The sequence below is a fragment of the Mesorhizobium sp. M0048 genome, from assembly GCF_040323405.1.
Lineage (GTDB): Bacteria > Pseudomonadota > Alphaproteobacteria > Rhizobiales > Rhizobiaceae > Mesorhizobium.
This window is the reverse complement of record NZ_JAMYUV010000080.1, coordinates 1-14,495: the sequence shown is the minus strand read 5'-3', so window position 1 is coordinate 14,495 and position 14,495 is coordinate 1. Positions and strand designations below refer to the sequence as shown.

Below are 14,495 nucleotides of genomic sequence, written 5' to 3'. Positions count from 1 at the left end.
AGAGAAAGAACGGCGTAGGGCCATGCCTGCCTTAGAATGGGCCAGAGGAACGACTCGCGTATCCAAGGAAATTGCGGAAACAGCGAACCCAGTCCGTAGTAGAGCAGCCAGAGCTGGAGCAGCAGCGGCGTGCCGCGAATAATCGTGCAGAACACCTTGGCCGGCACACTCAAGATCGGCGGGCCGATCACCTGCGCAAGGCCGAGGGGAATGGCCAGCGCGATGCCCAGCACCGACGTTACCACAAGCAGCCAGATGGTCCGCCATATGCCTTGCAAGGCCAGCGGCAGATAGGCCGGCAGCCAATCCCAGCGCATGAGGAAAATCGATGCCACTACGACAACCAGCGCGATCAGGATCAGCGCTATGCGGTGCGGCTGCATCCACAGCGAGGCCCGTGCGGCGGCGTCAATGACCGGAGTTTCGGCGGCCATCAATGCGATCCCGCGATCGAGGGCATGCCGCGTCGTGCCCAGCGCTCAACGCGCCCGATAGCGATGTTGGAGACGAGGGTCAGGACGAGATAGAGCGCGCCCGCCGCCATGAAGAAGGTGAAATAAGCCTTCGTCGCGCCGGCTGCCGTCCGTGTGGTTTGGGTCAGTTCATTAACGCCGACGATCGCGAGAAGCGCGGTGTCCTTGGTGGCGATCAGCCACAGATTTGCCAACCCCGGAATGGCGAAGGGCAGCATCGCCGGCAGCGTTATGCGCCTGAGAAGCAGGCCGGGAGGCATTCCATACGCCCGGGCGGCTTCGATCTGGCCTTGCGGAATGGCGCGGATCGCGCCGCGCAAGACTTCGGTGGAGTAGGCGCCCTGCACGACCCCGAGCACACCTATGCCGGCGACAACCCCGTTGATATCGATCGCGGCATAGCCGAGCGCGGTAAGCAACTGGTTGATGAGGTCGGTACCAGCGAAATAAAGCAGCAGGATCAGGACCAACTCGGGCACGGCGCGGACCACTGTGGTGTAAACTTCCAGCAGGTCACGGACCACCGGCCCGCCATAGAGCTTGCCATAGGCGCCGCCGACGCCGATCACAAGACCGACCCCAAAGGAACCGAAGGCAATTCCGATCGAGTTTGCCAGCCCGTGCAGAAGGTTGAGACCCCTGCCGTTCGGCGGTTCGAAGGACAGCAATTCCAGCGAACTGGCTCCGAACATGGTGGCGAGAACGTCGCTCAGCTTATGTCCCCCTGGACTTCCGGGTTGAGGCGCCAATGATGTATCAAGCCGGACGTGCCATCGCGACGATGGCGGCTAGGCCTGCCCGGCTTGATGCCGCTGCCGTCAGTTGGACTGCGACTCGTCGCCGTAGATGTCGAAGTCGAAGTACTTCTTGGTGATTTCGGCATACTTGCCATTGGCTCGGATAGCCTTGATTGCGGCATTGAGCTTATCCTTGATCTCGGTGTCGCCTTGGCGTACGCCGGCGCCGACGCCAGGCCCGAGCACTTCCAGGTCCGGTGCGACATAACCCTTGAGGTCGCAGCACGCTTTGCCTTGATCCGACTTCAAAAATGCGTCGAGCGCGATCGAATCGGCCTGGGTGGCATCGATCCGGCCGGCGGCGAGATCCTGATTTGCCTCGTCCTGCGTCTGGTATTCCTTGATTTCCGCAGCGTCGGTGAAGTGCTTCTTGGCGTAGGCGGCGTGCACCGTGGAGGCCTGAACGCCGACTATCTTGCCCTTCAGCCCCTCTGGCGTCGCATCGAATTTCTGATCCTTGGCGCCGATCACCGCGGTCGGCGTGTTATAATATTTGTCGGAGAAGTCGATTTCCTTCTTGCGTTCGTCGGTAATGGACATCGAATTCATGATTGCATCGATCTTCTTGGTTTTAAGCGCCGGGATAAGGCCGTCCCATGGGACTGGCGTCAATACGCAATCCAGCTTGGCTTCGCCGCAGATGGCGTTGACGATGTCGACTTCCCAGCCGCCCCACTTGCCGGATGCATCCTGCGAGTAAAACGGCGGATAGGCTTCAGGCGAAAATCCCACCTTGATCTGTTCGGCGCTTGCCGAAAATGCACCCGACAATGCGATCAGCGTGGCCGCGAGCACCGTTTTGAGAAAAGGTTTCATTTCTTTCAGTTCTCCCGTTTTTTTGCTTTGACGTTCCCGTCTGCTTTTCTCGCAAGTCATCCAACATTGCGCAGAAACTGCTTCAGTCTTTCGGATCTGGGTGCGCCGAAGATCTGTTCCGGCGGCCCCTCTTCCTCGACCAGCCCATTATGGAGGTAGACGACATGCGTCGCGACCTCGCGGGCAAACTTCATCTCATGGGTGACCAGCACCATGGTGCGGCCTTCGCGCGCCAGGTCGCCGATCACCTTCAGCACCTCACCGACCAGCTCCGGGTCGAGCGCCGAGGTCGGCTCATCGAACAGCATGACGCGCGGATTGATGGCCAGCGCCCTGGCGATCGCGGCGCGCTGTTGTTGGCCGCCCGACAGATAGGCGGGATAGACGTCGCGTTTTTCGGCAAGGCCGACGCGGGCGAGCAGCTTTTCCGCCTCGCCGATCGCCACATCGCGCCTGACGCCGAGCACATGCACGGGAACCTCGATGACGTTCTCGATCAACGTCATGTGGCTCCACAGATTGAAATTCTGGAAGACCATGCCGAGCTTGGAGCGGATGCGTTCGATCTGCTTGCGGTCGGCGGGCACGGTGTGACCGTGGCTGTCGGCCTTCAACCGGATCTGCTCGCCATTGACGCGGATGATGCCGCTGGTCGGGTTCTCCAGGCAGTTGATGCAGCGCAGCAGCGTGGATTTGCCCGAGCCTGAGCCGCCGATGATGGCGATCACCTCGCCGTCGCGCGCCGACAGCGAAACGCCCTTCAGTACGTGCAGGTTGCCGAAATTCTTGTGCAGGTTCTCGACGTGGATGGCTTCGGCAGCGCCGTTCTGCGCCGGATGCTTCAGGGCGGTGACGGGCGCTGTCATCGTCGCGGCGCCCCGCGGAGCAACCGAGGCAGTCCTTGCTGGAATTTTTTACCCATTACCCGTCACTGGACAGCGTTCCGATTCTCAAGATGGACCGTTCCGCTTGCCTCCGTCAACCGCAGTTTTTGGACCATTGATCACCGCCTGCCGAGTGGCTATTGGCAGGAGGGGCGCGTTTCAGGAGAATTTAGTGGTCAAAGCATACGGGTCGCAGTCGATGGCCGGGACGCTGCAGCGCGTGCTGATGCGCTCCGCCGCCAGCGCCATGCGTCGGGCCGAAGCGCTGGATTGGCACTATGGCCCCGGCTTCGATCCGCAAAAAGCGGCGGCCCAGCATGATGCGCTGGCCAGGCTGATTTCTGTCTCAGGCGCCGAAATCGAATGGCTGAGCGACGCCGATGACGGGCTTGCCGATTCGGTCTTCACCCACGATCCCTCGCTGATGACCGACCACGGCGCGGTTATCCTCGCTATGGGCAAGGCGCTGCGCCGGCCCGAGCCAGGCCTGCACGAGGCAGCCTATGGGCGCATGGGCATCCCCATCCTTGGCCGTATCGAGGCTCCCGGCCAGGTCGAGGGCGGCGACTGCGTGTGGGTGGATGCAAACACGCTGGCCGTCGGCCGCGGCGTGCGCACCAATCAGCTCGGCATCCAGCAGCTCGCCAACCTGCTTTCGCCCAAGGGTATCCAGGTCTACGGCTTCGACCTGCCGCTCTGGCAAGGCGAGGAGGCCTGCCTGCACCTGATGTCGGTGATCAGCCCGCTCGCCGACGATCTGGCGCTGGTCTATGCGCCCCTCCTGCCGGTCGCCTTCCACCAAATGCTGCGCGAACGCGGCATTCGGCTGGTCGAGGGCGACGCCGACGAATTCTTCGCCTCGAATGGGCTCAGCCTCAACGTCCTGCCGACCGCGCCGCGCCAGGTTATCGCCGTTGCCGGTTTTCCGAAGACGGCGGCTGCCATGCAGGCCGCTGGCTGTACGGTCTCGACATTCGAGGCCGATGCGCTGTGCATTGCCTGCGAGGGCGGCCCGACCTGCCTCACACGCCCGGTGCTAAGACAATGACGACCATCGGCGAAGCGCTCATCACCTTGCTCGAAGCGCACGGCGTCGACATAGTCTTCGGCATTCCCGGCGTACACACGGTCGAGCTCTATCGCGGGCTTGCGCGGTCGAAGATCCGTCACGTCACGCCGCGCCACGAGCAGGGCGCCGGCTTCATGGCTGATGGCTATGCGCGCGCCAGCGGCAGGCCCGGCATCGCCTTCGTCATCACCGGGCCGGGGCTGACCAACACCATCACCGCCATGGGCCAGGCGCGCGCCGATTCGGTGCCGATGCTGGTAATCTCGGGCGTCAACGCCACACCGACGCTGGGCAAAGGCCTTGGCCATCTGCATGAACTGCCAGACCAGCGCGGCATGATGGAGAAGGTGGCGCTGTTTTCGCACCGTGTCACCGACGCCGGCGAGCTGCCCGGCGTGCTCGCCCGCGCCTTTGCGCTGTTTTCATCCTCGCGTCCGGGTCCGGTGCATATCGAGATCCCGACCGATGTCATGAGCCTGCCTGGCAACAGCATCGTGCCGTTGCTGCGGAATTCAGCGCCGCCCGAGCCGGATGTGGCGGCGATTGCCGCGGCGGCAAGGCTATGCGCGTCCGCCCGCCGGCCGCTTATCCTGGCCGGCGGCGGCGCCAAAGCGGCCGAAGCACCGTTGCAGCGCCTTGCCGAGAGGTTGGGAGCGCCGGTCGTCCAGACCGCCAATGCGCGCGGCCTGCTCTATCGCCATCCGCTTGGCGTGCCGGCCAGCCCCAGCCTGAAGGCGGTGCGTGCGCTGATGGCCGGCGCCGATCTGGTCATTGCCGCCGGCACCGAATTCGGTCCGACCGACTATGATGGCTATGGCGACGGCGGTTTTGTCCTGCCTGCCAATCTGATCCGCATCGATATCGGCGCCGACCAGCTTGCCCGCCGGCCGGCCCGGATTTCGATCCAGGCCGATTGCGGTGCAGCGCTCGAGGCGCTGGGTGCCGAACTCGGCACGGGCCAGGCGCAATCGGTCGACGGCGCCGCTCGCGCCGCCGCGACGCGGCAAGCGGCCTTTGCCGAGATCGGCCCGGCTATGCAGGCGCAACTGCGCGCCGTCGAGACGATCCGCGATGCGCTGCCTGGCGCGATCATCGTCGGCGATTCGACCCAGCCGGTCTACGCCGCCAACCTCTATTACGATCATGACCGGCCGGGCGGCTGGTTCAACGCGGCCACCGGCTTCGGCGCGCTCGGCTATGGCCCGGCGGCGGCGATCGGCGCCGTCCTTGCCAGGCCTGAGGCGCCGGTCGTTTGCCTCACCGGCGACGGCGGCTTCCAGTTCACCCTGCCGGAACTGGGCGCCGCGCTCGACGCTGCGGCGCCGGTGATCTTCGCCGTCTGGAACAATCGCGGCTACCGCGAGATCGAAACCTCGATGCTCGACGTCGGCGTCGAGCCGGTCGGCGTCTCCCCGGCACCGCCGGATTTCTGCAAATTGGCCGAAGCCTACGGCATTGCCGCCGAGCGGATTTCCGGCGCCGGCGGCTTGGCGGACGCGCTTGGGCGCGCGCGGGCGACTGGACGACCTTACGTCATAGAGATTTCGGTTGAGTGATCGCGCGAAAGGCGCGACCTTCCGGATCGGCGGCGCGCAATGACGGAGCGGTCGAATATGACGGAAACACTGGACGGCAGACATATCGTGGTGACCGGCGGCACCGGTGCCCTTGGCGGCGCGGTCGTAGGGAACCTGCTGGAGCAGGGCGCGATCTGCCATGTGCCCAACGCTCACGCTGCCGCGCCTGCACATTTCCCCTTCCCGGCGCATGACCGCGTCAGGTTGGCGCATAACGTCGACCTCGCCGACCCTGCCAAGGTCGACGCCTTCTATGCCAGCGTTCCGAATTTATGGGCATCGGTGCATCTGGCCGGCGGCTTCACCGCCGCGCCGGTCGAGAAGATCGAGCCCGCCTCCTTCGCCGAGATGATGGACACCAACGCCCGCACCACCTTCCTGTGCTGCCGCGCGGCGATACGCTCGATGCTGGAATCTTCCGTGCCGGGCCGCATCGTCAATGTCACCGCGCGAGCCGGGCTCGATCCGCGGCGCGGCTCCGGCAAGGTGGCCTACGCCGCCGCCAAGGCGGCAGTCGCCGCGATGACCGTGGCGATGGCCGAAGAGCTGAAGGGCAACGGCATTCTGGTCAACGCCGTGGCGCCCTCGACGCTCGACACGCCGGCCAACCGGGCTGACATGCCGAACGCAGATTTCAGCAGATGGGTCAGCCTTGAAGCGGCCGCCGAGGCCATTGCCTATCTCGCCTCGCCGGCCAACATGGCCATCAGCGGCACGCTGGTGCCGCTTTACGGCAGGGCCTGAGCCTGCGGTCCGTCGCAAAGGTCACAAGCAAAAGCCCCGCCTGATCGTTCCGGCGGGGCTCTCTTGTTTCGTTTATAACCCGCGCGAAGCGCGGTGTTGGCTTAGCTGCCCTGCTTCTTCAGCGCGGCGCCAAGGATGTCGCCCAGCGAAGCGCCGGAGTCGGTCGAACCGTATTGGGCGACCGCTTCCTTCTCTTCGGCGATTTCCAGCGCCTTGATGGAGACCTGCAGTTTGCGGGTCTTCTTGTCGAAGGCGATGACGCGGGCGTCGACCTTCTGGCCGACGGTGAAGCGCTCGGGGCGCTGCTCGTCGCGGTCACGGCTGAGGTCGGAGCGCTTGATGAAGGTCTCGATGCCGCTGTCGACCAGCCGCACTTCCAGACCGCCATCCTTCACGCCGATAACCTCGCAGGTGACGACTGCGTTCTTGCGCAGTTCGCCCGACGTCGCGGCTTCGCCGACCGTGTCCTTGGCCAACTGCTTGATGCCGAGCGAGATGCGCTCCTTGTCGATGTCGACGTCGAGCACCTGCGCCTTGACCATGTCGCCGCGATTGTACTCCTCGATCACCTGCTCGCCCGGACGGGTCCAGTCGAGGTCGGAAAGGTGGACCATACCGTCGACGTCGCCTTCGAGGCCGATAAACAGGCCGAACTCCGTCTTGTTCTTGACCTCGCCCTCAACCTGGCTGCCGACCGGGTGGCTGCGCGCGAAGGCCTCCCACGGGTTCTCCAGCGTCTGCTTGAGGCCGAGCGAGATACGGCGCTTGGCCGGATCGACTTCGAGCACCACAACGTCGACTTCCTGCGTTGTCGACAGGATCTTGCCGGGATGCACGTTCTTCTTGGTCCACGACATTTCCGAAACGTGGATGAGGCCTTCGATGCCCGGCTCCAGCTCGACGAATGCGCCGTAGTCGGTGATGTTGGTAACGGTACCCTTGATCTTCTTGCCGATCGGGAACTTGGTGCCGATCTCGGACCACGGATCGCTCTCGAGCTGCTTCATGCCGAGCGAGATGCGGTGGGTTTCCTGGTTGATGCGGATGATCTGCACCTTGACCGTCTGGCCGATGTTGAGGATTTCGGTCGGATGGTTGACGCGGCGCCATGCCATGTCGGTGACGTGCAGCAGGCCGTCGATGCCGCCGAGGTCGACGAACGCACCATAGTCGGTGATGTTCTTGACGACGCCTTCGACCACCTGGCCTTCTTCGAGGTTCTGCACGATTTCCGAACGCTGTTCGGCGCGGCTTTCCTCGAGCACGGTGCGGCGCGACACCACGATGTTGCCGCGGCGGCGATCCATCTTGAGGATCTCGAAGGGCTGCGGGTTGTGCATCAGCGGCGAGACGTCGCGGATCGGGCGGATGTCGACCTGGCTGCGCGGCAGGAAGGCCACGGCGCCGTCGAGGTCGACGGTGAAGCCGCCCTTGACCTGGTTGAAGATGACGCCTTCGACGCGTTCGCCCTTGGTGAACTTCTCTTCGAGACGGACCCAGCTCTCTTCGCGGCGGGCCTTTTCACGCGACAGCATGGCTTCGCCAAGCGCGTTCTCGATACGCTCGACATAGACCTCGACCGTGTCGCCGACCTTGAGCGTCGTATCCTTGCCCTTGACGCCGAATTCCTTCAGCGGCACGCGGCCTTCGACCTTGAGGCCGACGTCGATGATGGCCATGTCCTTCTCAATGGCGGTGATGATGCCCTTGACGACCTGGCCTTCGCCGGAATGGCCGGCGGAAAATGATTCTTCGAGCAGGCTCGCGAAATCATCGCGAGTGGGGTTTGCAACTGACATAGTTTCTCCTGGAATGCCCCGCAATCTGTCGCAGGGCCGGCGCCGTGGGTTAGCGTTGCGTTGGCCTGCCAACGTTCCGGGCAAAAGCCCTGGCCGCCTTTGAGCGGCAATTCCGGCGCATGAAGAATGCTGGCAGGCTGGTTCACGCCCGATATGGGAATTCTTTTTGTCGCCGGCAATCGGCGGCGGCAGGAAAACCCAGGCTCAGGCTTTGTTTCTCTTGGCCAGGACGTCGTCGATGATCGCCCGTGCTGCCAGAAACGCGGCTTCTATAGCCATTTCCGACGTGTCGAGCAAGTGCGCGTCGACGGCCGGCTTCAAGGGCGAGTCCACGCGGCCCATGTCGCGCTCGTCGCGGCGCACGATATCGGCAAGGATTTCGTCAAAATTGGCAGTGCCGCCGATGCTCTCGATTTCATCCAGCCGCCGCTTTGCCCGCACCTCGGCACTGGCCGTGACATAGAGTTTTACGTCGGCATCGGGACAGACGACGGTGCCGATGTCGCGGCCGTCGAGCACCGCGCCAGGCGGTGTTCTTGCGAAGTCACGCTGTTTCTCTACCAGGATGCGCCGCACCGACGGGATCACTGCCACTTTCGAAGCCGCCTCGCCAACGGCGTGTGCCGAAAGCACTGCGCGGTCGAGCTTTGCCGGATCGACCTGCCGGGCCGCGGTTTCAGCGGCCGAAACATTGTCGAGCGGCAGGCCGAGCCGGAGCAGCGCATGCGCCACCGCGCGATAGGTAAGGCCGGTGTCGAGCAGGTTCAGCCGATAGTGATCGGCCAGCCTGCGGGCGAGCGTGCCCTTGCCGGCGCCGGCGGGGCCGTCGATGGCGATGGTAAAAGGGATGCTCATTGGCAGTGGACCAGCCCTCGCGCCTTCGTCATCCCAGGGCGGAGCAGGAGCGAAGCTCCGTCGCGGAGACCCTGGGATCCATGCCGTGACATGTACCGAGGGATGCGGCGGGCCAGAATTCTGAACCGTTGCGATGCTCTGACGTCACGGCATGGATCCTGGGGTCTTCGCCGCGTCGCTTCGCTCCTTGCTTCGCCCCAGGATGACGAAGGGAAGGATGTTGGCGCCCAATCTCCAAGGTTTACGATTGCCATCAACTGTCACTCGATCTCCGCCCCCAGCCCCTTCATCAGCCCCATGAATTCCGGAAAGCTCGTAGCAATCATCGCCTGGTCGTCGATGGTCACAGGTTTTTCCGTCGCCAACCCCATCACCAGAAAACTCATGGCGATGCGGTGGTCGAGGTGGGTCTGGACGATGGTGCCTTGTCCATTTGGGTGCTGGCCCAATCCCTTGCCGCCCGGCTTTCCACGCACGACAAGCGAGGCCTCGCCCTCGGTGCAGTCGACGCCGTTGAGCGTTAGCCCGTTGGCGACCGCCGACAGCCGGTCGGATTCCTTCACCCGAAGCTCTTCCAGCCCGAGCATCAGCGTTTCGCCCTCGGCGAAGCTGGCCGCCACGGCAAGCACCGGATACTCGTCGATCATGGTCGGCGCCCGTTCGGGCGGCACGGTGACGCCCTTCAACTCGGAATAGCGCACGCGCAGGTCGGCGACATCCTCGCCGCCTTCGTTGCGCGGGTCGATTATGTCGATGCGCGCGCCCATTTCCTGCAGCGTCAACAGAAGTCCGGTGCGGGTCGGGTTCATCAGCACGTTTTCGATTGTAATGTCCGAACCCGGCACGATCAGCGCCGCCACCAGTGGAAAGCCCGCCGAGGAGGGGTCGCCTGGCACCGCGATGGTCTGCCCGGTGAGCTTGCCCTGGCCTTCGATGAAAATGTGGCGCACGCCGCGCTCGTCGGTCTCGACCGACAGATTGGCGCCGAATCCCTTGAGCATCTTTTCTGTGTGATCGCGCGTCATCACCGGCTCGATGACGGTGGTGATGCCCGGCGTGTTCAGCCCAGCCAGCAGCACCGCCGACTTGACTTGTGCCGATGCCATCGGCACGCGGTAGGTGATCGGCGCGGCGTGCTTAGGCCCGTGCAGCGTGATCGGCATGCGGTCGCCAGGCGTCGCCTTCAGCACCTGCACGCCCATCTGGCGCAGCGGCTCGAGCACGCGGCCCATCGGCCGGCCGGACAGCGAGGCGTCGCCGATGAAGGTGGTCTCCATGTCATAGGTGCCGACCAGGCCCATAGTGAGGCGGGAGCCCGTGCCGGCATTGCCGAAATCGAGTGGGCCTTCCGGCTGCAGCAGCGCGCCATTGCCGGTGCCGCGGATCACCCACTCAGTGCCATGCTTCTCGATATGAGCGCCCATCGCCTTCATGGCGGCGCCCGTACGCATTACGTCCTCGCCTTCCAGCAGCCCGGTGATGCGGGTTTCGCCAGAGGCCAGGCCACCGAACATGAACGAGCGGTGCGAGATCGACTTGTCGCCCGGCACCCGTGCCGCACCTGAAAGGCCAGATGATTTGCGGGCGGTGGCCTGTTTCGGGGCAGCAGCGTGCGACATGGTTCTTTCCTGGAAACGCCGGCGCCCGGCTATTTTCTTCTGGTTTGCGCGGTCTCCTATCATGGCGGACCGAAATGGTCATCCCCTTGGTACGAAGGCCTTCGAATTCACGCTTTTTGGGACGCCGGCTTTTCGCTTTGACAGCGCCGTAAACTCTGGTTAAGGGGACCAAACTTTCATCGACGAGGCTTGCTGTGGCAAAACCCGAACTTGGCACCAAACGCATCGACCCGGAGACGGGTCGAAAATTCTATGACTTGAACAAGGACCCGATCGTCTCGCCTTATACGGGCAAGAGCTATCCGCGATCCTATTTCGAAGAAGGCAAGATCGCCGCCCTCGAGGAAGAAGAGGAAGTTGCCGAAAAGGAAGTGGACGCCGAGGAGGAAGAGGGCGTCGAGGTCGTCTCGCTCGAAGAGGCGGACGAGGACGCGAAGGCCGACGAGCTTCCCGATCTCGCCGATGACGAGGACGACGTCGACCTTGGCGATGATGAGGATGACACATTCCTCGCCGACGAAGAGGAAGAAGACGACGACGTTGCCGACATGATCGGCGTCGGCGACGACGACGACGAAGTCTGAGCGAACCGCATTCGCCGGCTTTCGCCGCGCCGCCTAGAAAAAGCGGTCGTTGAAGGCTTGATATTGACTGAAGGCGGGGTTAGAAGCCGCCTGCACTAATGGCGCGGCCTAGAACCCGCGCCGGATCTCTTCGCCGGAAACGGCGCCGGCGAACTGCCGGAGTGGGGCCATAGCTCAGTTGGGAGAGCGCTTGAATGGCATTCAAGAGGTCGTCGGTTCGATTCCGATTGGCTCCACCAGTTCTCTCCGCGAAAATCAGCAGAACGGCCGCCGGTCCCGGGCTGGCCGCCATCTGTCGCCGACCTAGCTGAGACAAAATGTATGGCTAGCCGACCTCGGCTCGCCGTCCATCTAAAATGGTGAGCCCGTGCCCGGTCTGGACCAGGCAGCGGGCTGAAACGACCGCTGAGCAAAACTCCGTTACTTGTTGCAGTTCTGCATATCCGACGTCATGGCGCCGCTTGGGGTGTTGTTGTCGGTGTCGTTGCCTGCCGTATCCTTGCAGCGGTCCCCCATACCGTTTGTCTGCGGCGTGGTGGCGTTCGTTGCATTCGGATCGATCTGGTTCGGCGTAGTGGTACTGGTCCCGTTGTTGCCGCTGTTGCCGGCGGTGCCCGTGTCGACGCCGGTATTGCCGTTCATACCAGTTCCGCCAGTTCCCGAACCGGTTGATTGTGCCATGGCAGATGTGGCCAGGCCGATAGCAAGTAGGGATGCAGAGAGAATTTTCATCATCTTAGTGTCTCCATCGAGTTGCATCGCTGGATCGCGATCTAACCCAACGAGAGTTTTTCCAGGATGTTCCGTTCGACAGAAATAGTGATCGATACAGTCATTATGAGAGCTTTGTTGTTCGTCGTTTCGCGAATGGCACCACGACAGCGGTAAAAGGCGAGCCGCAAGCCGGTGTGTTGCCGGACGCCAGCACCAGCGGCTCGTCGGGCAGGCCATGGACGATCAGCTCCGGGGTCGAGAGCGGGGATGCAGCATGCCGAGGTAGATCTCGCTGGCGGCGAGTGCTCTTTCCAGCAATGGCGAATTCATCCCGATGAGATCCAACTCGACCTCCGGATAACGGCTGCGAAACATCCGCACCGCCTCCTTATCGAATCGAAACGGCCCGTTTCATTCCAATCCTCTGCGATCCCCTGATCGTGAGCAGCATCCAGCCTGTGCGCAACACGGAGCGTCGGCCATGGCGCGCTCGACGGGCTGTGATGCGGTTGATAAGCCCTCTCCTTAAGGAGAGTCGAAGACATGACGGTTGCGATCGAGATGGGCCACACGAGCGCAGGCGCCCCGGCGGCGCTGGATCTTGAAGAACTGCTGGCGACGCGCCTTTTGGTGCAGGGCAATTCGGGCTCCGGCAAGTCCCACCTGCTGCGCCGGCTCTTGGAGCAGAGTGCGCCCTGGGTGCAGCAGACGATCATCGATCCCGAAGGCGACTTCGTGACACTGGGCGACCGTTTTGGCCATCTGGTGATCGACGCCGAGGAGCATACCGAGCGCGGCCTGCAGAGCGCCGGCGAGCGGGCGCGCATCCACCGCGTCTCCACGGTGCTTAATCTCGAGGGGCTCGACGCCGAGAACCAGATGCGGCGCGCCGCCGCCTTCCTCGGCGGACTTTTCGAGGTCGCCCGCGACCACTGGTATCCGATGCTGGTGGTGGTGGACGAGGCGCAGCTGTTCGCGCCGGCGGTTGCCGGCGAGGTTTCGGACGAGGCGCGCAAGCTCTCTCTCGGCGCCATGACCAATCTGATGTGCCGTGGCCGCAAACGCGGGCTGGCCGGGATCATCGCCACCCAGCGGCTGGCCAAGCTTGCCAAGAACGTCGCCGCCGAGGCTTCCAATTTTCTCATGGGCCGGACCTTTCTCGATATCGACATGGCGCGCGCCGCCGACCTGCTCGGCATGGAGCGGCGCCAGGCGGAAGCCTTTCGCGACCTCGAGCGCGGGCAGTTCATGGCGCTCGGCCCGGCGCTGTCGCGCCGCCCGCTCGGCTTGCGCATCGGCCCGACCGATACAAGTCCGCGCAAGGCGACGCCGCGCCTGATGCCGCTGCCGGAATCGGGACTGGAGGACGCGCGCGCGATCATCCTGGCGGCCCCGCCGCCCGAAACCGTCCGGCCGCAGCGCCGGTCGTCGCCGGACCTGCTCGATCAGCTGATGGCGGCAAAATCGGCGGCGCTGGAAATCCGCCCCGAAGCGGTGGAGCCGCCGATCAGCGCCGAGGACTTGGCGGAGCGGCGCGAGCGTGTCGACCGGGTGCTGCGCGCTGTGCTGGCGCAACCCGACGCGGGCTTCCGTGTCATCGGCGTGCTCTATCAGGAGTTCGTGGTCCGCTGCCGCATAGAGGGCCTCGCCTCGGTCGTGCCGGACCTGCCCGCGTTCCGCCGCATGCTGACGCGCGCCCGCGCCGGCCTGGGCTCCGACATGGCCGACGATGACGCCTGGCAAGATGTCTCGGCGCGCGCCTCGCTGCTGCCCGAGGATATGCAGGGCGTGTTCATGATGATCGCCCGCGCGGCCAAGGAGGGGTGGCCCTGCCCGAGCGACGCGGCGATCGCCCGCGCCTATGGCTCGCACTCGCTGCGCCGCGCCCGGCGCCTGCTGACCTATATCGAGGAGCAGGGGCTGATCGTCTGCCAGCTGGATGGGGTTGGCCGGCGGACGGTGACGCTGGTCGAACTGGCCTGGGCGACGGCGCCGGGCGATCCGAATGCCGAGGAGGCGGAGCAGGGGAGGGTGGTGGGATGATGGGGAGGGCGATTTGGGCGAAAGCTGGCGTCGCTCAACAGCAGCAAAGCCAAAAGCGGTCATCGCCGAAGCATTACTCAGACGTCGCGTTTGGGCGGAAAGTGGACCGGCGGCTTCTTGGTGCGAGATGTGAGTGAGCCGGCGGTCTGCACGGCAAAGGATTTGTCCTGATCTGGACCCAACGCAGTCAATTAGTGCTGCCAATATCTGGCGGTGGATTTTTTCTTTGCTCACGATGAGCGACGAATGTTCGGTAGGGCAGAGGAGGTGGGGAGGTAACGCAACGTCCCGTTAGCACGGCCGCCCGCTAGACTAACTCGCTGCCATCAGGACGGTACTCTCCGGCGACCACCGCAGCACCACTTCCTGGCCCTCCGCCAGCTTGTCAGCACCGGTGTTCTGCACGATGACTTTCAGTATCTGTCCGCCACGTTCGACGAAGTAGGTGCTGCTATTGCCGGCAAAGATGCGTTTCGACACTTCCCCCCGCAGCACGTTCGCATTGGCCGTATCCGGAGCCG

The 14,495-nt window shown here is 63.9% G+C and carries 14 protein-coding genes and 1 tRNA gene; 6 read left to right on the top strand and 9 right to left on the bottom strand.

Translation table 11 applies throughout. From position 1 onward, the window contains the following. The 4 genes from NKJ84_RS31640 to NKJ84_RS31625 all read right to left on the bottom strand — a co-directional run. Nucleotides 1–434 (bottom strand): ABC transporter permease subunit (locus NKJ84_RS31640; RefSeq protein ID WP_352509797.1); only part of this gene is annotated, 434 nt, incomplete at its 3' end. Beyond that, nucleotides 434–1,165, bottom strand: coding sequence for an ABC transporter permease (locus NKJ84_RS31635; protein WP_352509796.1), 732 nt, complete (start codon nt 1,163–1,165; stop codon nt 434–436). The genes NKJ84_RS31635 and NKJ84_RS31640, both read right to left, overlap by 1 nt. Nucleotides 1,166–1,291: 126 nt before the next feature. Beyond that, a complete protein-coding gene (locus NKJ84_RS31630) occupies nt 1,292–2,086 on the bottom strand; it encodes a transporter substrate-binding domain-containing protein (protein WP_352509795.1) in 795 nt (264 codons plus the stop codon). Nucleotides 2,087–2,142: 56 nt separating this feature from the next. Further along, nucleotides 2,143–2,952: an ABC transporter ATP-binding protein gene (locus NKJ84_RS31625; protein WP_352509793.1), complete on the bottom strand. Its 810-nt coding sequence runs from the start codon at nt 2,950–2,952 to the stop codon at nt 2,143–2,145. A gap of 217 nt (nt 2,953–3,169) precedes the next feature. Here NKJ84_RS31625 and NKJ84_RS31620 point away from each other — a divergent pair, with 217 nt between their 5' ends. The 3 genes from NKJ84_RS31620 to NKJ84_RS31610 are packed head-to-tail and all read left to right on the top strand — an operon-like array spanning nt 3,170 to nt 6,360. Continuing rightward, on the top strand, nt 3,170–4,018 hold the full coding sequence (locus NKJ84_RS31620; protein WP_352509798.1) for a dimethylarginine dimethylaminohydrolase family protein: 849 nt from the start codon (nt 3,170–3,172) through the stop codon (nt 4,016–4,018). After that, on the top strand, nt 4,015–5,595 hold the full coding sequence (locus tag NKJ84_RS31615; RefSeq protein ID WP_352509792.1) for a 5-guanidino-2-oxopentanoate decarboxylase: 1,581 nt from the start codon (nt 4,015–4,017) through the stop codon (nt 5,593–5,595). The genes NKJ84_RS31620 and NKJ84_RS31615 overlap by 4 nt, the downstream gene beginning before the upstream one ends. 57 nt (nt 5,596–5,652) lie before the next feature. Further along, nucleotides 5,653–6,360: an SDR family NAD(P)-dependent oxidoreductase gene (locus NKJ84_RS31610; RefSeq protein ID WP_352480696.1), complete on the top strand. Its 708-nt coding sequence runs from the start codon at nt 5,653–5,655 to the stop codon at nt 6,358–6,360. Between the two features lie 101 nt (nt 6,361–6,461). Here NKJ84_RS31610 and rpsA read toward each other — a convergent pair whose 3' ends face one another. The 3 genes from rpsA to aroA all read right to left on the bottom strand — a co-directional run bounded on the left by rpsA (nt 6,462) and on the right by aroA (nt 10,633). After that, nucleotides 6,462–8,159 carry a 30S ribosomal protein S1 gene (gene rpsA / locus NKJ84_RS31605; RefSeq protein ID WP_023676278.1) on the bottom strand — a complete coding sequence of 566 codons (1,698 nt, stop codon included), beginning with the start codon at nt 8,157–8,159 and terminating at the stop codon, nt 6,462–6,464. Between the two features lie 204 nt (nt 8,160–8,363). Then, complete coding sequence (cmk, locus tag NKJ84_RS31600) at nt 8,364–9,014, bottom strand: (d)CMP kinase (RefSeq protein ID WP_352509790.1); 651 nt, start codon at nt 9,012–9,014, stop codon at nt 8,364–8,366. Between the two features lie 260 nt (nt 9,015–9,274). After that, nucleotides 9,275–10,633, bottom strand: a complete 1,359-nt coding sequence (gene aroA, locus NKJ84_RS31595; protein WP_352509789.1) for a 3-phosphoshikimate 1-carboxyvinyltransferase — start codon at nt 10,631–10,633, stop codon at nt 9,275–9,277. A gap of 194 nt (nt 10,634–10,827) precedes the next feature. Here aroA and NKJ84_RS31590 point away from each other — a divergent pair, with 194 nt between their 5' ends. Both NKJ84_RS31590 and NKJ84_RS31585 read left to right on the top strand, forming a co-directional pair. Continuing rightward, nucleotides 10,828–11,217, top strand: coding sequence for a TIGR02300 family protein (locus tag NKJ84_RS31590; protein WP_254816066.1), 390 nt, complete (start codon nt 10,828–10,830; stop codon nt 11,215–11,217). 163 nt (nt 11,218–11,380) lie between these two features. Then, nucleotides 11,381–11,456: transfer RNA gene (locus tag NKJ84_RS31585), tRNA-Ala, on the top strand. Between the two features lie 181 nt (nt 11,457–11,637). Here the strand turns inward: NKJ84_RS31585 and NKJ84_RS31580 are convergent. After that, the gene (locus NKJ84_RS31580) at nt 11,638–11,952 is read right to left on the bottom strand and encodes a hypothetical protein (RefSeq protein ID WP_352509788.1); all 315 of its coding nucleotides are present in this window, start codon (nt 11,950–11,952) and stop codon (nt 11,638–11,640) included. A gap of 522 nt (nt 11,953–12,474) precedes the next feature. Between NKJ84_RS31580 and NKJ84_RS31575 the strand changes: the two genes are divergently transcribed. Beyond that, entirely contained in the window at nt 12,475–13,974 is a 1,500-nt protein-coding gene (locus NKJ84_RS31575; protein ID WP_352509787.1) for a helicase HerA domain-containing protein, read from the top strand. A gap of 312 nt (nt 13,975–14,286) precedes the next feature. Here the strand turns inward: NKJ84_RS31575 and NKJ84_RS31570 are convergent. Continuing rightward, nucleotides 14,287–14,495: TOBE domain-containing protein (locus tag NKJ84_RS31570; RefSeq protein ID WP_352509786.1), on the bottom strand; the 209-nt coding region annotated here is incomplete at its 5' end.